The organism is Pantoea sp. sgz302252 (assembly GCF_047713085.1).
GTDB lineage: Bacteria > Pseudomonadota > Gammaproteobacteria > Enterobacterales > Enterobacteriaceae > Scandinavium.
The window spans coordinates 138,223-156,191 of the sequence record NZ_JBLFJW010000003.1 but is presented as its reverse complement, the minus strand read 5'-3'; the positions used below and the strand labels follow the sequence as shown (position 1 = coordinate 156,191).

19 protein-coding genes are annotated in these 17,969 nt (G+C 53.1%); 4 read left to right on the top strand and 15 right to left on the bottom strand.

What is annotated here, in order from left to right; translation table 11 throughout:
• Positions 1 to 11: 11 nt before the first annotated feature.
• On the bottom strand, positions 12 to 239 hold the full coding sequence (locus tag ACLW56_RS03885) for a YejL family protein (protein ID WP_330982507.1): 228 nt from the start codon (positions 237 to 239) through the stop codon (positions 12 to 14).
• A 131-nt stretch (positions 240 to 370) separates the two neighbouring features.
• Between ACLW56_RS03885 and yejK the strand changes: the two genes are divergently transcribed.
• Complete coding sequence (gene yejK, locus ACLW56_RS03880) at positions 371 to 1,375, top strand: nucleoid-associated protein YejK (RefSeq protein ID WP_330982506.1); 1,005 nt, start codon at positions 371 to 373, stop codon at positions 1,373 to 1,375.
• A 216-nt stretch (positions 1,376 to 1,591) separates the two neighbouring features.
• Here yejK and rplY read toward each other — a convergent pair whose 3' ends face one another.
• The 6 genes from rplY to ACLW56_RS03850 all read right to left on the bottom strand — a co-directional run bounded on the left by rplY (position 1,592) and on the right by ACLW56_RS03850 (position 6,010).
• Complete coding sequence (rplY, locus tag ACLW56_RS03875; protein WP_330982505.1) at positions 1,592 to 1,876, bottom strand: 50S ribosomal protein L25; 285 nt, start codon at positions 1,874 to 1,876, stop codon at positions 1,592 to 1,594.
• A 176-nt stretch (positions 1,877 to 2,052) separates the two neighbouring features.
• A complete protein-coding gene (locus ACLW56_RS03870; RefSeq protein WP_330982504.1) occupies positions 2,053 to 2,217 on the bottom strand; it encodes a YnfU family zinc-binding protein in 165 nt (54 codons plus the stop codon).
• A 107-nt stretch (positions 2,218 to 2,324) separates the two neighbouring features.
• Complete coding sequence (locus ACLW56_RS03865) at positions 2,325 to 2,990, bottom strand: anti-sigma factor domain-containing protein (protein WP_330982503.1); 666 nt, start codon at positions 2,988 to 2,990, stop codon at positions 2,325 to 2,327.
• The gene (locus ACLW56_RS03860; RefSeq protein ID WP_330982502.1) at positions 2,987 to 3,535 is read right to left on the bottom strand and encodes a sigma-70 family RNA polymerase sigma factor; all 549 of its coding nucleotides are present in this window, start codon (positions 3,533 to 3,535) and stop codon (positions 2,987 to 2,989) included. The genes ACLW56_RS03865 and ACLW56_RS03860 overlap by 4 nt, the downstream gene beginning before the upstream one ends.
• Before the next feature lie 61 nt (positions 3,536 to 3,596).
• Complete coding sequence (locus ACLW56_RS03855; protein WP_330982501.1) at positions 3,597 to 4,157, bottom strand: fasciclin domain-containing protein; 561 nt, start codon at positions 4,155 to 4,157, stop codon at positions 3,597 to 3,599.
• Between the two features lie 95 nt (positions 4,158 to 4,252).
• The gene (locus tag ACLW56_RS03850; protein ID WP_330982500.1) at positions 4,253 to 6,010 is read right to left on the bottom strand and encodes a DEAD/DEAH box helicase; all 1,758 of its coding nucleotides are present in this window, start codon (positions 6,008 to 6,010) and stop codon (positions 4,253 to 4,255) included.
• 161 nt (positions 6,011 to 6,171) lie between these two features.
• Here ACLW56_RS03850 and rsuA point away from each other — a divergent pair, with 161 nt between their 5' ends.
• The 3 genes from rsuA to ACLW56_RS03835 all read left to right on the top strand — a co-directional run bounded on the left by rsuA (position 6,172) and on the right by ACLW56_RS03835 (position 8,759).
• Positions 6,172 to 6,879 (top strand): 16S rRNA pseudouridine(516) synthase RsuA, encoded by a 708-nt coding sequence (gene rsuA, locus ACLW56_RS03845; RefSeq protein ID WP_330982499.1) that lies wholly within the window; start codon positions 6,172 to 6,174, stop codon positions 6,877 to 6,879.
• 15 nt (positions 6,880 to 6,894) lie between these two features.
• Positions 6,895 to 8,091: a Bcr/CflA family multidrug efflux MFS transporter gene (locus ACLW56_RS03840; RefSeq protein WP_330982498.1), complete on the top strand. Its 1,197-nt coding sequence runs from the start codon at positions 6,895 to 6,897 to the stop codon at positions 8,089 to 8,091.
• A 323-nt stretch (positions 8,092 to 8,414) separates the two neighbouring features.
• The gene (locus ACLW56_RS03835) at positions 8,415 to 8,759 is read left to right on the top strand and encodes a YejG family protein (protein WP_330982497.1); all 345 of its coding nucleotides are present in this window, start codon (positions 8,415 to 8,417) and stop codon (positions 8,757 to 8,759) included.
• 3 nt (positions 8,760 to 8,762) lie between these two features.
• On the opposite strand, the gene yejF is transcribed toward ACLW56_RS03835, so the two are convergent.
• The 8 genes from yejF to ACLW56_RS03795 all read right to left on the bottom strand — a co-directional run bounded on the left by yejF (position 8,763) and on the right by ACLW56_RS03795 (position 17,969).
• Positions 8,763 to 10,352, bottom strand: coding sequence for a microcin C ABC transporter ATP-binding protein YejF (gene yejF, locus ACLW56_RS03830; RefSeq protein ID WP_330982496.1), 1,590 nt, complete (start codon positions 10,350 to 10,352; stop codon positions 8,763 to 8,765).
• A gap of 1 nt (position 10,353) precedes the next feature.
• A complete protein-coding gene (locus ACLW56_RS03825; protein WP_330982495.1) occupies positions 10,354 to 11,379 on the bottom strand; it encodes an ABC transporter permease in 1,026 nt (341 codons plus the stop codon).
• Positions 11,379 to 12,473 (bottom strand): microcin C ABC transporter permease YejB, encoded by a 1,095-nt coding sequence (locus tag ACLW56_RS03820; protein WP_330982494.1) that lies wholly within the window; start codon positions 12,471 to 12,473, stop codon positions 11,379 to 11,381. The genes ACLW56_RS03825 and ACLW56_RS03820 overlap by 1 nt, the downstream gene beginning before the upstream one ends.
• A 9-nt stretch (positions 12,474 to 12,482) precedes the next feature.
• Positions 12,483 to 14,279 (bottom strand): extracellular solute-binding protein, encoded by a 1,797-nt coding sequence (locus ACLW56_RS03815; RefSeq protein WP_330982554.1) that lies wholly within the window; start codon positions 14,277 to 14,279, stop codon positions 12,483 to 12,485.
• Positions 14,280 to 14,361: 82 nt separating this feature from the next.
• The gene (locus ACLW56_RS03810) at positions 14,362 to 15,924 is read right to left on the bottom strand and encodes a cyclic di-GMP phosphodiesterase (RefSeq protein ID WP_330982493.1); all 1,563 of its coding nucleotides are present in this window, start codon (positions 15,922 to 15,924) and stop codon (positions 14,362 to 14,364) included.
• A gap of 76 nt (positions 15,925 to 16,000) precedes the next feature.
• A complete protein-coding gene (locus ACLW56_RS03805) occupies positions 16,001 to 16,267 on the bottom strand; it encodes a hypothetical protein (protein ID WP_330982556.1) in 267 nt (88 codons plus the stop codon).
• Positions 16,267 to 16,836, bottom strand: a complete 570-nt coding sequence (gene mepS, locus ACLW56_RS03800; protein WP_330982492.1) for a bifunctional murein DD-endopeptidase/murein LD-carboxypeptidase — start codon at positions 16,834 to 16,836, stop codon at positions 16,267 to 16,269. Before mepS ends, ACLW56_RS03805 begins: the two co-directional genes overlap by 1 nt.
• Before the next feature lie 428 nt (positions 16,837 to 17,264).
• Positions 17,265 to 17,969 carry a phosphatase PAP2 family protein gene (locus ACLW56_RS03795; protein ID WP_330982491.1) on the bottom strand — a complete coding sequence of 235 codons (705 nt, stop codon included), beginning with the start codon at positions 17,967 to 17,969 and terminating at the stop codon, positions 17,265 to 17,267.

The following is a 17,969-nucleotide window of genomic DNA, read 5'->3' as shown; positions in this document are numbered from 1 at the left end:
TGTCGTCTTCCTTAGTGCGCCGGATCGTCGCTAACAGAAGATTGCAGCGCCTGAGCAAAAGAGCGGGCAATCGCCGGGCGCTGTGCTGGCGCGACGCTTGTGTTAATCAGGTTAGTCACCATATTGCCCAACACCATCAGCGACAGGTCGGTGGGTGCCTTGTGTTTTTCCAGCACGTTGGCTAATTCTGCGAGCAACTGCTCAACGTGTTCATCACTGTAGCGGGAGAGTTGTGGCATAGATCAAAATCTGTTGTTCAGGAAAGGGCAACATATTACCGTAGCAGCATCTTTTTTTCCGCTTTTTTTCGCCTTTACACAGTTGCGCCTGCGGTGGTTGAATACCGCCCGGTCTAAAAGGAGAGTTTAACATGAGTCTGGATATCAACCAGATTGCCCTGCACCAGATGATCAAGCGTGACGAAGATAACCTTGAAGTGGTGCTGCGCGATAGCTTGCTGGAGCCAACGGCAACGGTCGAAGAGATGATGGCCGAACTGCACCGGGTTTACAGTGCAAAGAACAAAGCTTACGGCATGTTCAACGAAGACAGCGAACTGGCGGAGTCGCTTCGCCTGCATCGTCAGGGTGAGGAAGATTTTCTGGCGTTCAGCCGTGCGGCAACCGGTCGCCTGCGTGATGAGCTGGCAAAATATCCGTTTGCTGACGGCGGCATCGTGCTGTTTTGTCATTATCGCTATCTGGCGGTGGAGTATCTTTTGGTCGCGGTACTCAATAACCTGAGCAGCATGCGCGTCAACGAACAGCTGGATATCAGCTCCACCCATTATTTAGATATCAACCACGCTGATATCGTGGCGCGTATCGATCTTACCGAGTGGGAAACCAATCCGGAATCCACTCGTTATCTGACGTTCCTGCGCGGGCGCGTTGGACGCAAAGTTTCAGATTTCTTTATGGACTTCCTCGGCGCGGGCGAAGGGCTGAACGCGAAAAAGCAGAACCGTGCTTTGATGCAGGCCGTTGATGATTTCACCGCAGAAGCGCAGCTCGATAAATCTGAGCGTCAAAACGTGCGTCAGCAGGTGTATACCTACTGTAACGAGCAGCTTCAGGCGGGCGAAGAGATTGAAGTTGAGTCGCTGTCGAAAGAGCTGTCGGGCGTCGCCGAAGTGAGCTTCCAGGAGTTTACTGCGGAAAAAGGCTATGAGCTTGAAGAGAGCTTCCCGGCCGATCGCAGTGCGCTGCGTCAGTTAACCAAATACGCGGGCAGCGGCGGTGGGTTGACCATCAATTTTGATGCACTCCTGCTCGGCGAACGTATTTTTTGGGACCCGGCGACCGATACGCTGACCATTAAAGGCACGCCACCGAATCTGCGCGATCAGCTTAAACGTCGCACTGGCAGTAATTAAGCCATAAAAAAACCCCGCCGAAGCGGGGTTTGAGACTGATGACAAACCTCTAACGAGTGCAGTTTTGTCATTAGCGACCGAACAAAAAATAAGGAAAATCAATTCATTGATTTTCGGCTGCTCACCACAAAGAAGGAAAAACCACGTTTTTTCCTTCTTTGTCAGCAATCTGAAACCCCGCCGAAGCGGGGTTTTTTCTCAACCAGTCAGCAGCAATTAAGCGCGAACGAAGTCGATGTGAGTGACTTTTGGCTTGTAAGCGTGACGCTGAACAGCCTGTACCTTCACTTTTTCTTCTTTACCATCAACAACCAGGGTCAGAACGTCAGCATAAAACTCGTCTTTAGACTGAGCGTTAAATACTTTGTCGTGATCCAGTTCGATAGCTACCGGAGCAGCTGCGCCACCGTAAACGATAGCGGGAACTTTGTTAGCTGCGCGCAGGCGGCGGCTCGCACCCTTACCCTGCTCTTTACGTACTACTACGTCAAAAGTAAACATTGAAGTCTCTCTTTAAATTAAGCCTGTTACAGGCGACCCAGCAACAGGTAAGTGATCTGCTTTGCACATGCAAAAGCGGGCGGCATTATAGCCCCCAATTCTGCGAGGGGCAATGAAAAGAACGTCTTTGTTCATCCAGCGTCATTCCGGGCCGCCGCCGGAAATCGCGGCTGTCTTTAGCGCGGGACAACAAACAGGGCTTTGCATCCCGGGCACAGAATGGCTTGTCGGAGTCGAATTTTGGAGGAGGGCTGCGTCGATTTGGCCCCACATTCGGGGCAGGTAACCGTAGTGTTCGCTGTATTGCCTATGAATTTCAGTGCGTTATCGAACCAGGACATGATGATGAACCTTCCAGTGAACGGGATTCACCCTACCATGAAAGTGTGCAAAGCCTTTCACGGTATCGTCACAAAGCGGAAAAGGCCTCCTGCGAGGCCTGCTCTTGTTAAAGCTGACTGACTTTCCCCTGGAAAATCACTGGGCCGGAAGGGCCAGCCAGTTTCGAGCCGCCAACAGGTTCCAGACTGATGGCCAGCACGGTCTGATTATCCAGCGTCTCACCAGCTAACTTGAAGCTGTTTCGATCGTGATCAACGATAAGCCCCAATGAACGCGGTGCTGCGCTGCCCTTAATAAGCCACAGCTGCAAGTTTTTATCCTGTGGGAGCGTGACGTTCAGTGCGGAAACCTGAATCATCGAGGCTGCTTTGTCCAGACTCACCACAAACTGTGCATTCGGCTGAGTTCCGTTCAGTACGGCGATAGGCTGCAGTTCTGGCGTGTTATAGACATGAGTGAAGATAACAATTCCTGTCATTGCTGCAGCCAGTGCCCAGCCAAGCCAGAACAGAGGGCGTTGGCGAGACGGTGAAACCACTGATACAGGGCGCTGAATCAGGTCGTGCTCGATGTGCTGCCAGAGCGCAGGCGAGGGCGTGACATCACGAGTGGTCACGTCAATGCCACTGAAGGCTTTTTGCCAGTGCAGCACCTCGGCGGCAAAGTGTTCATCTTCATTAAGGCGTTTATCAAGCTGCTGCCGTGTCTGATTGTCGGTCAGCCCCAGCACATATTCCGCCGCGATAAGCGTTTCTTTGTCCTCGACACTCATAGGCCAATACACTCCCTGAGATGCGTCAACGCGCGGCGGATCCAGCTTTTCACGGTGCCTTCAGGCTGGCTCATGGAAAGGGCAATTTCGGTTTGCGACAGGCCGCGATAATAGGCCAGGGCAATGCTTTGGCGCTGCTCGGCAGGTAAGTGCTCCATGCAGTGCTGAAGGCGACGGGCTTCCTGATGAACGTCTTCGGCGGGTAATGGGGCCTGAAATCCTTCCTCTGCTTCGCTGATGTCGTCCACGGAACAGCAGCGATTTTCGTGCTTGCGAAGATAATCAATGGCCCGGTTTCTGGCGATGTGGCTGAGCCAGATTTGCGGCTCGCTGCGCTGTTCATCGTAATACATCGCCGATTGCCAGATTTGAATGAAGGTATCGTGCAGGATCTCTTCTGCCCAGTCACGGCGTCTGACCATCCGCAGAATGATGCCAAACAGCCTGGGGGAGAGGGTGCGATAGAGTTGCGCCAGCGCGTCTTTATCCCCGCAGGCAATCTGGCTCATTAATCCGGCATGTATGTGTGGTGCGTTAGTTGTCATTCGATTCCCTGTTAAAGGTGCAGCCACACGAAGCGTGACTGCACACAGTATAGGCAACCGTTTATGGCATCAGCACAGTATCGATCACGTCAATCACCCCGTTGCTCTGATTCACGTCGTAGGTGGTGATATTGGCAATATTGCCGCGCACATCTTTAAGCTGAATATTATGTGGCCCGTTCGCCATCACCCACAGGGATTCCCCATTGACGGTTTTCAGCTCCGCTTTGCCGCCACCAGCTTTGATTTTTTTCTCCAGCGCTTTCATATCCAGTTTGCCGGCCACCACGTGATAGGTCAGAACGCTGGTGAGTTTTTGTTTGTTTTCAGGTTTGAGCAGGGAGTCCACTGTGCCTGGAGGAAGTTTTTCGAAGGCGGTATTGGTGGGGGCAAAAACGGTAAAGGGCCCACTCCCTTCAAGCGTTGGCACCAGTCCGGCTGCTTTGACCGCCGCCACAAGGGTGGTGTGATCTTTCGAATTGACGGCATTCTGCACAATATTTTTAGAAGGATACATGGCCGCGCCGCCGACCATGACGGTGTTGTTATCCATCATTGCCGCCTGTGAGGCGCCGCTAAAGACCAGAGCAGAAAAAAGCAGAGTTGGCAGGAATTGTTTCATTTTCACTTCCCTCATTCAGATTGTAGATGGGGCTGATGTGCCCTCATCTGTTAATACGATTGGGGAAGGAAAACGGATGCAAAAAAAACGAAAAATTATCGCATTTCGTTTGCCCGACGAAAACGGCCTTCATAATCAAAGACTTTTTCACGGACTTGCCAGAACTGACCCTTCTTACGGGCGACGACAAAATCGGGGTGCCGCAATAACACTTCCTGCGCAATGATATCGGCAGGGGTTATCCAGCGCAGCGGCACGCCGGGTGTGCGAGAATGCGGGCGTATAAACAGTTGTTCGAAGGCGGTTTTCTGCGCGGGCGTCTGCAGGCGGAAGCGTTCACTAACATCAGCCCCGTCTTCATCGTAATAAGTGATTTTCAGCCATGGGCCTTTTTCGTCCGCGCCATTCTGAAGTGACATCCCACTGCAGCGTAACACCAGGGCATCTTTCAGCTTCAGCGCGGCTTTCAGCATGTCGTCCGGGTCGACCAGGACCGTGTCACATTCCCGGCAACGGCGGGCGGCGATGTCGTTTTCCGCATTGCACTGCGGGCAGTTTTTAAACCGAAAACGAAAATCGCACTGCTCTCGATGGCCTTCGTCATCTTCCAGCCAGCCCTGACAGCGACGACCAAAGTGTTCGATTAGCGTGCCGTCCGACGTGGTTTTCCCCCAGAAGGTGTTAGCAAAGCCGCAGGCAGGGCAAAAGACTTGTACCGGCACGTTGTCACTTTTGCCTTTTGGCGCACCGACTTCAGGGGCGAAAAGGTCGTGCGGATTACCAGCGTAATCCAGAATCAGGCAGTCGGTTTTTCCCGGAGAAAGGCGCAGGCCGCGGCCAACAATTTGTTGGTAAAGACTCACTGATTCCGTGGGGCGCAGGATAGCAATCAAATCGACGTGCGGCGCATCGAAGCCGGTCGTGAGTACCGCCACGTTGACCAGATAGCGAAATTTTTGCGCTTTAAACTCTTCAATCAGGCGGTCGCGTTCCGGTGTGGGCGTTTCGCCAGTAATCAGTGCGGCATCGCTCGCTGGCAGCAGGCCGGTTATCTCTTTGGCGTGTTCGACGGTCGAAGCGAAAATCATCACCCCTTTGCGGTTCTGCGCAAACTCGACAATCTGGCTGATGATATGTGGCGTCACTCGCTGCTGTTTTTTCAGCTCGCGATTAAGGTCTGACTCGCTAAACAGGCCATTACTTTGCACCTGTAAACGGCTGAAGTCGTACTGCACCACCGGCATATCAAGGCGCTCCGGCGGCGTCAGAAAGCCATGCTTAATCATGTAGCGCAGTGGCAGCTCATAGATGCAGTCGCGGAACAGCGCTTTTTCATCGCCGCGTACCATGCCGTGATAATGGAAGCGATAAATCCAGCCTTTGCCCAAACGAAACGGTGTGGCGGTTAACCCCAAAAGACGTAAGTGAGGATTCACCTGCCGCAGATGCGCCAGGATTTGCTGATACTGGCTGTCGTCGTCATCGCTAATGCGGTGGCACTCATCGACGATAAGCAGCGAAAACTCACCTTTGAAATGGTCGAGGTTACGCGCCACCGACTGAACGCTGCCAAACACCACTTTCCCGTGGCTCTCTTTACGCTTCAGCCCTGCGGCGTAAATATCGGCCTCCAGACCCAGCGCGAGGTACTTCGCATGGTTCTGCGCCACAAGCTCTTTGACGTGAGCCAGCACCAGCACGCGGCCACGCGCAAGACGCGCCAGCTCGGCGATCACCAGGCTTTTTCCTGCACCCGTGGGCAGAACAATCACCGCAGGCTGCTGATGCTGACGAAAGTGGGCGAGGGTAGCGTCCACCGCTTCCTGCTGATAAGGGCGAAGAGTAAAGGTCATCTTTCCGGGGTCATTTTTCCTTCTTTGTTAGCATTCTAACAGTATGCCACGAATCTTTTCGCTTGAGTGGCTTAGCAGGGCCGTTATACTTGAACGCTGAAATTGCTTCTTTAAATCGGGCCAGGCCCGACACCCGCACTCTTACAGGCTAAAAATACTTCATGCGACTCGATAAGTTTATCGCTCAGCAACTCGGCGTCAGCCGTGCCATTGCCGGGCGCGAGATCCGCGCCAGCCGCGTTACCGTGGACGGCGAGATTGTCAAAAGCACTGCGTTCAAAATCCTGCCAGAACACGATGTGGAATATGACGGAAACCCGTTAGCACAGCAAACTGGCCCGCGTTACTTCATGCTGAACAAACCGCAGGGTTATGTGTGTTCCACGGATGACCCGGATCATCCGACGGTGCTGTACTTCCTCGATGAACCTGTAGCGCACAAACTGCATGCGGCAGGGCGCCTGGATATCGACACCACCGGGCTGGTGCTGATGACCGATGACGGTCAGTGGTCGCACCGCATCACCTCGCCGCGTCACCATTGCGAGAAAACCTATCTGGTGACGCTGGAATCTCCGGTCGCCGATGACACAGCCGAACAATTCGCCAACGGCGTTCAACTGCATAATGAAAAAGATCTCACCAGGCCTGCACAGCTCGAAGTGATCACCCCGACAGAAGTTCGGTTGACCATCAGCGAAGGCCGCTATCATCAGGTGAAGCGTATGTTTGCCGCCGTGGGGAACCACGTGGTCGGCTTGCACCGTGAACGCATCGGTGAGATCAGACTTGATGACAGCCTGGAGCCGGGGGAATACCGAGCGCTTACGGAAGATGAAATTGCCAGCGTCGGCCTGACGCTGCGCTAAATCAGGAGTAACTCAGTGACCACCAGGCAGCACTCATCGTTGGGTATCGTCTTCATCCTTGGCCTGTTGGCCATGCTGATGCCACTCTCCATTGATATGTATCTCCCGGCGCTGCCGGTGATCTCTGCACAGTTTGGCGTGCCTGCGGGCAGCGCTCAGATGACCCTCAGTACTTACATTCTGGGCTTTGCCCTCGGGCAGTTGCTGTACGGGCCGATGGCAGACAGCATCGGGCGTAAGCCGGTTATTCTTGGTGGCACACTGGTGTTTGCTGGGGCTGCGGTTGCCTGTGCGTTATCGCAAACCATTGACCATCTGATCGTCATGCGCTTTTTCCACGGCCTTGCGGCGGCTGCGGCGAGCGTGGTAATTAACGCCCTGATGCGCGATATCTACCCGAAGGAAGAGTTTTCCCGCATGATGTCTTTCGTCATGCTGGTGACGACGATTGCGCCGCTGGTGGCGCCAATCGTCGGGGGGGCCGTGCTGGTGTGGTTTAGCTGGCATGCGATTTTCTGGATCCTCGCCATCGCGGCCCTGCTGGCGTCGACCATGATCTATTTCTTTATCAACGAAACGCTGCCGCCTGAACGCCGACAGAAGTTTCACATTCGCACCACCATGGGCAACTTTGCCTCGCTGTTCCGCCACAAGCGGGTGTTGAGCTACATGCTGGCCAGCGGCTTCAGCTTTGCCGGGATGTTCTCTTTCCTCAGTGCCGGGCCGTTTGTCTATATCGAATTGAACCACGTTTCACCGCAGCACTTTGGTTACTACTTTGCGCTGAACATCGTGTTCCTGTTCATCATGACCATCATCAATAGCCGCTTTGTGCGCCGTGTCGGGGCGATAAACATGTTCCGAGCAGGCCTGTGGATCCAGTTTGCGATGGCCATGTGGATGGTGATAACCGCGCTGCTTGGCGCAGGTTTCTGGTCGCTGGTGGTGGGTGTGGCCGCTTTTGTCGGCTGTGTGTCGATGGTTTCCTCGAACGCGATGGCGGTTATTCTCGATGAATTCCCACACATGGCGGGTACCGCGTCTTCCCTGGCGGGCACTTTCCGTTTTGGGATTGGTGCGCTGGTGGCCGCGTTGCTGTCGATGGCGACGTTTACCACCGCCTGGCCGATGCTGATTTCTATTGCCTTCTGCGCCACGAGCTCTGTTCTCTTCTACTTCTACGCCAGCCGTCCCCGCAAGACCTCGCACTAAGCAAAGCAGAGGGGCGAAATTGCCCCTTTCTTGATGCACATCAACCGCTAATCTTTTTACACTATTTGACTATGTTTCTTTTATGTAAAATCAATTAGTGCAAAAAGTCACATTGTTGTAGATAAAAAAATTGTGTTAGATCACAAAAACGGGTACATATAGCGCCGTTATGTATCCTGACATGAATTCTGATGACAAAAAGAGTGAGTTCCCCTTTAAAGGGCGCTGAACGTTTTCTTTTCAGGATGCAGGATGTTTTGTAAACAATGTGTTAATATAGGTGTGAAATATTTGTGAAGTATTTTGCTTCCGGGGAAAAAGACGTGAATACATTACAGCTCTCTATCATACATCGACTGCCGCAGAGCTATCGTTGGTCCGAGGGTTTTGCAGGCTCCAGAGTTGAACCGATTCCGCAAAACGGCAACCCCGATGATAACAGCCTTGTGGCGCTGAAATTGCTGAGCCCGGCAGGGGATAAAGCGTGGCCAGTGATGCAAAAACTCAGCGAGGCGCTGACCGATATCGAAGTGCGCAGTTCAGTGCTGGAGTGCGAAGGTGAACCCTGCCTGTTTGTTGAAATGCAGGATGAGTTCGCCGCGACCTGCCGGCTGAAAAATTTCGGCGTGGCTATCGCAGAACCTTTCTCAGGCAACACTCCTTTCTGATTTTCAGCTCAGGGTAATCAGCTGGCGAGTGTACTCGTGTGCAGGCTCGTCAAAAACGCGCTGACACTCACCCTGCTCGACGACTTCCCCCTGACGCAGCACAATCACCTGATGGCACAGTGAGCGCACGACGTGCAGGTCATGGCTGATAAAGATATACGCCAACTGATGCTTTTGCTGAAGAGACTTCAGCAACGCCAGAATTTGCGCCTGAACGGTTCTGTCCAGCGAAGAGGTCGGCTCGTCGAGCACGATAAGCTGCGGTTTGAGGATCAGCGCGCGGGCGATGGCAATACGCTGGCGCTGGCCGCCTGAAAACTCTGCCGGGTAACGCCAGCGTGTCTCAGGATCCAGGTCCACTTCTTTCATCACGCTAACCACCTCGGCTTCCCGCGCTTCACTGGAAAGTGTTGGCTGGTGCACGCGTAACCCTTCTTCAATAATTTGCAGCACATTCAGACGCGGATTGAGCGACGAATTCGGGTCCTGAAACACCACCTGAATGCGGTGGCGCAGGGGCAGCATTTGCTTGCGCGTGCGGCCTGCTATCGGCTGCCCGGCAAACGTAATTTTCCCGGACGAAGCAATCAGCCGCAGCAGCGCGAGGCCTGTCGTGCTTTTCCCCGAACCCGATTCGCCAACTAAACCCAGTGTTTCACCCGTTCGCAAGGTGAAAGAGAGGTTGTTGACCACGGTGTTCTCAGCCACTGTACGTCGCAGCAGCCCCTTGCGGATTGGGAAGGCAACACGAAGATTTTCGACTTCCAGCAACGGTGAACTGTCTGTCTGAAGGGGAATGGGTTCACCCGCCGGTTCGCTGTTCAGCAGTTTAATGGTGTAAGGGTGCTGAGGATGAGAAAACAGCTTCAGGGCGAAGCTCTGTTCCACGCAGCGCCCGTTTTGCATGACGGCAACGTTGTCGGCCAGCTTGCGAACAATGCTCAGGTTATGGGTGATGAACAGCAGCCCCATGTTCAGTTCTTTGCGAAGTTCGCGCAGCAATTGCAGAATTTGCGCCTGCACGGAGACATCCAGCGCAGTGGTTGGTTCATCGGCAATCAGCAGTTCCGGGCGCGTCAGCAGCGCCATGGCAATCATCACACGTTGACGTTCACCGCCTGAAAGCTGATGCGGATAATCATTCAGCCGCTGTCGGGCGTTGCGTATCCCCACGCGATCCAGACAGGTTAGAATCTCACCCCGAGCCGCTTCCTTACGCATCCCGCGATGAATCGACAACACTTCATAAAGCTGTTTTTCAAGAGTATGCAGCGGATTCAGGGAAACCATCGGCTCCTGAAAAATCATCGCGATGCGATTACCACGTACGCTTCTGAGCATGCGCTCGTCTGCATGTAACAGGCTTTCGCCGTGGAAACGAATATCGCCAGTCGGGTAACTGACTGGTGGCTCAGGCAACAGGCGCAATATGGAAAGCGCGGAGACACTTTTGCCAGAACCTGATTCACCGACCAGGGCCAGCGTTTCCCCGGCCTCGATGTTCAACGACAGTTCACTCACCACGGTGCGAGCCTCGCCTCTGGCGGTGAAGGCAATCGAGAGGTTGTCGATGGCTAATAAAGGTTGTGTCATGTTAAACCGCCTTACCGGGGTCAAAGGCGTCGCGCACGGCTTCACCGATAAATATCAGCAGTGACAGCAACAGGGCGACGGAGACGAAGGCGGTGATGCCCAACCACGGTGCCTGTAAATTGTTTTTTCCTAGCAGCAGCAGTTCACCGAGCGACGGCGAACCGAGGGGCAAACCAAAGCCAAGAAAATCGAGCGAGGTGAGGGTGGTGATGGAGCTGCAAAGAATAAAAGGCATAAAAGTCAGCGTGGCGACCATCGCGTTCGGCAGCATGTGGCGGAAAATAATGGCCCGGTCGCTGACACCCAAAGCCTGAGCCGCCCGGATATAGTCAAAATTACGGGTACGCAAAAACTCCGCGCGTACCACGCCCACGAGCGTCATCCAGCCAAAAAGGACCGTAATGGCCAGCAGCCACCAGAAATTAGGTTGCACCACGCTTGAAAGCAGAATGATTAAAAACAGCGTCGGCATCCCTGACCACACTTCGATAAAGCGCTGGCCCCATAAATCGATTTTCCCGCCGTAATAGCCTTGCACCGCGCCCGCCAGCACGCCCATCACGCTGGAACACAGCGTCAGCATCAGGCCAAACAGCAGTGAAATGCGGGTGCCATACAGAATGCGCGCCAGCACGTCGCCGCCGTTTGCATCGGTGCCCAGCCAGTTTTGCGCGGAAGGTGGAGAAGGGAAGGGGCGATCGGTCGCGAAGTTAATCGATGTCGCGCCAAAACGGATCGGTGCCCACAGGACGCGGCCGTGATCGCTAAGCTGTTTTTGCAACCAGGGGTCCTGATAATCCGCCGCCGTAGCAAACTGGCCGCCAAATTCTTTTTCGCTGTAGGTTTTCAGCGCCGGAAAGTAGATCTCGCCGTGATATTCGACGATAAGTGGACGATCGTTGGCGATCAACTCCGAGCAGAGGCTGCAGGCAAAAATAATAAGAAACAGAATCAACGACCAAAAGCCGCGTCGGTTATGACGAAAACGCGCCCAGCGGGCCTGGTTGACGGCGTTTAAACGTGGCATCAGCGTCCCTCAAAATCGATGCGCGGATCGACCAGCGTGTAGGTGATGTCGCTGACAATATTCAGCAGCAGACCTATCAGAGTGAAGATGTAAAGCGTGCCGAACATGACCGGATAGTCCCGGGACACGGTGGCTTCATAGCCCAAAAGCCCAAGCCCGTTTAGCGAGAACATCACTTCGATAAGCAGCGAACCGGTAAAAAACATACTGATGAACGTGGCTGGAAACCCTGCTATCACCAGCAGCATGGCGTTACGGAAGATATGCCGCCAGAGGATATTTTTCTCGCTAACGCCTTTCGCCCTGGCGGTCACCACATACTGCTTGCGAACTTCATCGAGAAACGAGTTTTTGGTCAGCATGGTCAGGGCGGCAAACCCGCCAATCACCGTGGCGAGTACGGGTAATGTGATATGCCAGAGATAGTCGGTTATCTTCTGATACCACGGCAGAGTGTCAAAATTAGGGGAAACCAGCCCGCGTAGCGGGAAGATGTCGTAATACGTGCCGCCAGCAAACAGGACAATCAGCACAATGGCGAACAGAAATGCCGGAATGGCATATCCCACGATGATAAACGCGCTACTCCAGGTATCGAAGCGACTGCCGTTTTGCACGGCTTTGCGTATCCCCAGTGGAATCGACACCAGGTAGATTATCAGCGTGCTCCATAGCCCAAGTGTTATCGACACCGGTAAGCTTTGCTTAATCAGGTGTAACACCGATGCGCTGCGAAACAGGCTGTCGCCAAAGTCAAAACGCACATAGTCCCAGAGCATCTTGAAATAGCGTTCGTGCATGGGCTTATCAAAACCGTAGCGGTGGGTTAATTCGGCGATCACTTCGGGATCAAGACCGCGGCCGCCACGATACTGGCTCTCACTGATATTGCCCACGCCAGTTCTGGCATGCGTTGCGCCCATGCCAGAGGAACCGCTACCCGGCATCGCGCCCGGTTGACCAAACTCGATCGCCGCAATCGCCTGATCGACCGGGCCGCCAGGCGCAATCTGCACGATGAAAAAGTTAATGGTGATAATGGCCCACAGCGTCGGAATAACCAGCAGCAGTCGGCGAATCAGATAGGCACCCATCTTCGTTCCTTAACGCCGGGCTTCCGGCAGTTTCGCCGCTTTGTTAACGTCATACCACCAGGTGTCGAAACCCAGAGCATAAACAGGGCGCGTGGCAGGATGCGAGAATTTATCCCAGTACGCCATGCGGTCCGAGGCCATGTACCACATCGGGATCTGATAGAAATTCCAGGTCAGCACGCGATCGAAGGCTCGGCCGAGCGGCAGCAGTTTCTGCTTGTTGCCTTCCCAGCGAATCATTTGCTGAATCAGGTTATCAATCACCGGGCTGCTGACGCCAGGGCCGTTGTAAGACGAATTGATGTAGGCGGAAGACCAGTAGATTTGCAAATCGCTGCCGCTCGGCCAGGGCATTGCTCGCCACAGACGCGGCATCATGTCGTAGTCGCGGGAACGCATCCGATTGGTGGCCTGTGAAATGTCCACCTGGCGGATGTCCATCTTCACGCCCAACCTTTCCAGGTTATGCTGGAAGGGCATCACCCACTGATTGTTGCCCGCTGAGGGCAGCAGCAGTTCAAACTGTAGCGGTTTGCCGGTGGCGGCATTCACTCGCTGTTGGCCTTTCAGCACCCATCCGGCATCGTTCAACAGCTTATCTGCTTTCAGCAGATTTTCGCGGTCAAAACCATTGCCGTTCGATTTCGGTGGCTGGTAGATGGACGTAAACACTTCCGGTGGCAGATCTTTTTTCATCGGTGCCAGCAACACCAGTTCATCGGCATCCGGGTAGCCTCGCGCCGCATACTCGGTATTCAGGAAGTAGCTGTTTGCCCGGCTGTACGCGCCGTAAAACAGCGCTTTGTTCATCCATTCAAAATCAAACGCCAGGCCGATGGCTTCACGGACTTTGCGATCCGCAAACACCGGACGTTGAATATTAAATGCCAGCCACCGCGCATCCTGTGCGGAGTCGTTTTTTTCTTCCTCTTTGACGATGTAATGGTTGCTGAAGTTTTTGCCGATGTAGCGGGTCGCCCAATTTTTCGGGCTGGTTTCGGTGCGGAAATCGAAGGCTCCCGCCTTGAAGGCTTCGAAGGCAACATTGTCATCGAGATAGTAATCATAGCGAATCGTGTCGAAGTTCCAGCGACCTCGGTTCACTGGCAGGTTAGCGGCCCAGTAATCTTTCACTCGCGAATAAACCACGTACTGCCCCATGCGCCAGGCGGTGATTTTGTAAGGCCCGCTGGCTAAGGGCGGTGTTGAAAGCGGATCGCTGAGCTTATGATTACGCCAGAATTTTTCTGGCATGACGGGCAGCGTGAAGAGGCTAAGCATGTCCTCTTTGCTCGGTTTGGCGAGTTCGATGCGTACGGTTAAAGGGGCGATAGCTTTTACCGTGGTGCCTTTATACACAATGCGGAATTGCGGGACGCCTTCGGTCATGAATTTATGGAAGGTGAACGCCACATCCTGAGCGGTAATTGGGCTGCCATCGTGAAAACGAGCGTGGGGATTGAGCGTGACTTCAGCCCACGAAAAATCGTCGGCATAGCGGGCCATATCGGCAATCAGCGGATAGTAGCTGCCAGGCTCATCATCAGATGTGGTAAACAGCGCGTCATACAGCGCATCGGTGCGTTCAGCGGCATTGCCGCGCAGGGCAAAGCGGTTAAAGTTGTCGTAAGCCCCTAACGCGGAGAGCGTCACCGCGCCCCCTTTCGGTGCGGCAGGGTTCACATAGTCGTAGTGGGTGAAGTTAAAGGCATACTTCGGTTCGCCAATCACAGCAAACGCGTAGCTCTCTTTAATGGTTTGCGCGTGCACTGTCAGGGAAAACAGCGTCAGCAGCAACAGACCCATGCGCACAACACTCACCGATATCTCTTCCTTCTGCGGTCATTAACAGGCAAGTAGACTCATCCTGTTGAATCATAAGTGACGCTCAGGCCGTTGTGAAATAATTCTCAGGTTTGGCATGGGCTTCCACCAGTTTTTCCAGCGTCAGCGGGCGGCTAATCCAGTATCCCTGCAGGAAATTAACGCCGTGCTGGCGCAGCCAGTTTGCCTGCTCCTGGGTTTCTACTCCTTCAGCAACGGTCACCAGACTCATCTTCTTCGCAAGCGTGAGCACGGCATCAAGCACCGGAGAGGTCACGGTCTCTGTACCGATAGCATTGACGAAGCCACGGTCGATTTTCAGATAGTCGAACGAATAGCGTTCCAGATAGATAAGCGCACTGTGGCCGGTGCCGAAATCGTCAATCGCAATTTCATACCCTTCGTGATGCAGCCATTCAAAGAGTTTCATCGCCTGGCGCTGATTCAACATATCGCGTTCGGTAATCTCTAACACTAGCTGGAAATAGTTGGGCGGTAACATCGCACTGAGATCGCGTAAATCCTGCTGGAAACTCTCCGCCAACAAATGCGCTGGCGCGATGTTAATGCCAAGTTTCGCCCCTGGCGGCAGGAGTTGTTGTAAGACAGGGGCGTCTTTGGCGATGAGATCAAACAGATGACGCGTTAGCGGGACAATGAGCTGCTGAGCTTCCGCAAAGTTGATAAAAGCATCCGGCGGAATTTCACCTGCACTTGGGTGTTTCCATCTCATCAGCACTTCCACGCCGCGGATTTGCATGGTTTCTGCTTCTACGACGGGCTGGTACACCACATAAAACTGATTGCGCTTGATGGCCGACGTAATCTCTTTACCGGGGCGCAAACGTACAGTCAGCACGTAGTAACAGAGCAAGCCCGTCAGCAGCCCGCACATGGCCCCCATCAGCAGCGAGAATTGCATATTCTCCGTCGCCCACGCATCGCCGTAAATGTAGATGGTGAGTGGCAATCCGTTGAGTTTGGCGACCCGCACGGGTTTGCCTTTGAGTGCTCTCGCAGATATGGGCTGAGGGCTAAACGTCGATATCGCCGTGCCATTGGCAACCAGTGCTACGCCGGTGAACTCATTTTGCCTGGAGGAATACAGGATCCACGGCATCAGGCTGGCGTTGATCGAAGCAAAGATCCCCCGATTTTCCATCAAAGGGTTACGGATCCACAGGGCGAAGGCCGGTTTTTGCGGCATCATTGGCGTACCCGGCAGGATCGCCATATCGATTTTTTTATGCGTATCGATCTGCGGTACAAGTTGCTTTATGGGGACATGCATTTCACCGGTTGCAGAGGAACAGGTGGCATTGTCATTTTCGACTAACAGAAACGCCCGCACGTTAAGGCTAAAGGCGGCCCGCGAAGTGATCTCAGAAGCGACGTCCGTGCAGCGACTCAGGGTCAGTGGCTGCAGTTTATCCACCGTTGTGAGCAATTCGCCAAAGTAATCGTTCAGATAGGATTGCAGGTCATGGGTGATAGTGTCGAACTGACTGGAGCGTTTGTGGTGAAAGAGAGTTAACTGAATACTTCCCGAAAGCAGGGCGGCAACCACTCCCAGCAACAGGCTGGAGAAGAGGATTTTTCGACCGACCGAGAAGTAGCGGGTGAACATAGAGGTATTTTATCCGTGGTATTTGAAACGGTAATTCAACGCTTTGGGACGCGATGCACCGTCTTTCCAGCATAGTCTATTTCGCCATCCTGGCAGGTACGGACGAAAGAAGAAAAAAAGCACTGCTAAGCAGTGCTTTCAGATTGCTGACAAAGAAGGAAAAAGCATGGTTTTTCCTTCTTTGTGGTGAGCAGCCGAAAATCAATGAATTGATTTTCCTTATTTTTTGTTCTGCCACCCATGACAAAACGGTATTCGTTAGAGGTTTGTCATCAGTCTCAAGCAGTGCTTTCATTTTGACTCTTGCTGTCAGCCAAGGGAAAACCGGCAGCAAGAGAGACATCAGGAACGGCTCAGGACACGTCGCGCTTCGTTGTAGCGCTTGTTCCAGTAGGGCTCGTTCATGCTGGAAATCGTCACACCGCTGCTGGTGGAAGCATGAACAAACTGGTCATTACCGATGTAAATACCGACATGGCGGCCCGTAGAACCAGCACGGAACAGGACTAAATCACCGGTACGCAGTTTGCTGCGTGAGATTGATTTGCCCATTTCCTGCTGCTCATAAGTGGAGCGAGGCAGGTCCATACCAAACTGTTCACGGAAGGTACGCTGTACAAAAGCGGAACAATCGATACCGCGTTTGGTGTCACCACCCAGGCGATAACGAACGCCTTTCCAGCTTGCATATTGTTCCATCAGGCGCGACTTAACGTCGAGATTACGCACCATGGATTCAAATTCATCCTGAGAGGCTTGCAGTGATGAAGGATCTTCAGACCCCACAGCATGCGTCTCAGAATGCATATTCTTTGCGGTGTTCGTGGTACTACATGCAGAAAGCAAAACTGCGACTGCTACCGCGGGGATGGCCCGCAGGATGTATCTCAAAATTGGTTGAGATGTGACCATATTGTTTATTTTCCCTTGAAGTCCTTAACGATAAAAACCGTTATAAAAATGCCAAACGTGACGAGACTAAATACCTGCCGACAATGAGACAATTCCCGATTCCCGGAATTGTGCAGTACCGCACAAATTTATTCACTTCCTGAATAATTTATCTCTGAAAGGCAAAACGAGATTGAGAGTACCCGATCCGTCTCAAAGTGACCAGGCCTTTTCTTGGTTTTTTTTATAAGAAATTGTGATAGTGATTGCGAGGTTTCAACTAAGCGGAAAAATGGCGGCAAAACGGGTCGTAAAATAAGCAACCACCTCATTTTTAAGCAGATAACGATGGCAGGAAGATGATCGCCTAAATTAAATTTCACTCAGAAAAAACTCAGGGATCCAAAACGATCCCTGATGAGTGCGATTATTTTTTGTTGGAAATTTGTTTAATTTTTGTTTGAGGCTGTCGGGAGATGACGATCAAAGAGGGCAATCGTCTTATCGCTGATCGGTGTCAACAGTATCCACGGCATCCCAATCAGCACCGCGGTTAGCGATCCGACTGCAATATCGGTAAACCAGTGAGCGCCGATCATCACGCGCGGGAAAGCAAAAACCACAAAAATAATCAGGGCAACAATCGCCGCCTTTTGGCTAAAATATCGCCACATAAAGGTCGCGAATATCAGCAGCATCATTCCGTGATCGCCCGGGAAACTGTCCTTCGACGCATCCTTCGTAGAAATATGCAGCAAATCGCCGACCCGATGAACATCAGGGAAAAAGAGAGAAGGGCTGACGCGTTTTACCGGCATTAAATGTTGCGCTAACTGATTCACCACGACGGCGGAAAGTAGCATCACCAGGCCGATAATCATGATTCTTCGACGCCCTGCTGACTGTTCTTTCAGCCAGAAGCTCAGCATCAAACCGCCCATTGCCAGCAGCGAGCACCCGTCAAAAGCGCGGTTATTGGTGATGGCCAGCAACCAGACATAGGCGCGATTCTGCGCCACGCCCTGGTCGAAGAAATGAAAGATCGCGGAATCGACAGGGAACCAGAAGCCATGGTTTGGCATCAGGTACCAGCTGAGAAAGAGCGCAAAACCGGCGACATTAAGCAGTAAAATAAGGGGAATTCGAGTTTTCAT

Excerpts from the sequence above, each read along its gene's own strand:
- mepS (WP_330982492.1), bottom strand. The coding sequence starts at position 16,836 with ATGGTCACATCTCAACCAATTTTGAGATACATCCTGCGGGCCATCCCC.
- ACLW56_RS03795 (WP_330982491.1), bottom strand. The coding sequence starts at position 17,969 with ATGAAAACTCGAATTCCCCTTATTTTACTGCTTAATGTCGCCGGTTTT.
- ACLW56_RS03865 (WP_330982503.1), bottom strand. The coding sequence starts at position 2,990 with ATGAGTGTCGAGGACAAAGAAACGCTTATCGCGGCGGAATATGTGCTG.
- ACLW56_RS03820 (WP_330982494.1), bottom strand. The coding sequence starts at position 12,473 with ATGGGTGCCTATCTGATTCGCCGACTGCTGCTGGTTATTCCGACGCTG.
- rplY (WP_330982505.1), bottom strand. The coding sequence starts at position 1,876 with ATGTTTACTTTTGACGTAGTAGTACGTAAAGAGCAGGGTAAGGGTGCG.
- ACLW56_RS03805 (WP_330982556.1), bottom strand. The coding sequence starts at position 16,267 with ATGTCTCTCTTGCTGCCGGTTTTCCCTTGGCTGACAGCAAGAGTCAAA.
- ACLW56_RS03850 (WP_330982500.1), bottom strand. The coding sequence starts at position 6,010 with ATGACCTTTACTCTTCGCCCTTATCAGCAGGAAGCGGTGGACGCTACC.
- ACLW56_RS03810 (WP_330982493.1), bottom strand. The coding sequence starts at position 15,924 with ATGTTCACCCGCTACTTCTCGGTCGGTCGAAAAATCCTCTTCTCCAGC.
- ACLW56_RS03815 (WP_330982554.1), bottom strand. The coding sequence starts at position 14,279 with ATGGGTCTGTTGCTGCTGACGCTGTTTTCCCTGACAGTGCACGCGCAA.
- rsuA (WP_330982499.1), top strand. The coding sequence starts at position 6,172 with ATGCGACTCGATAAGTTTATCGCTCAGCAACTCGGCGTCAGCCGTGCC.
- ACLW56_RS03885 (WP_330982507.1), bottom strand. The coding sequence starts at position 239 with ATGCCACAACTCTCCCGCTACAGTGATGAACACGTTGAGCAGTTGCTC.
- yejK (WP_330982506.1), top strand. The coding sequence starts at position 371 with ATGAGTCTGGATATCAACCAGATTGCCCTGCACCAGATGATCAAGCGT.
- yejF (WP_330982496.1), bottom strand. The coding sequence starts at position 10,352 with ATGACACAACCTTTATTAGCCATCGACAACCTCTCGATTGCCTTCACC.
- ACLW56_RS03855 (WP_330982501.1), bottom strand. The coding sequence starts at position 4,157 with ATGAAACAATTCCTGCCAACTCTGCTTTTTTCTGCTCTGGTCTTTAGC.
- ACLW56_RS03860 (WP_330982502.1), bottom strand. The coding sequence starts at position 3,535 with ATGACAACTAACGCACCACACATACATGCCGGATTAATGAGCCAGATT.
- ACLW56_RS03825 (WP_330982495.1), bottom strand. The coding sequence starts at position 11,379 with ATGCCACGTTTAAACGCCGTCAACCAGGCCCGCTGGGCGCGTTTTCGT.
- ACLW56_RS03870 (WP_330982504.1), bottom strand. The coding sequence starts at position 2,217 with ATGTCCTGGTTCGATAACGCACTGAAATTCATAGGCAATACAGCGAAC.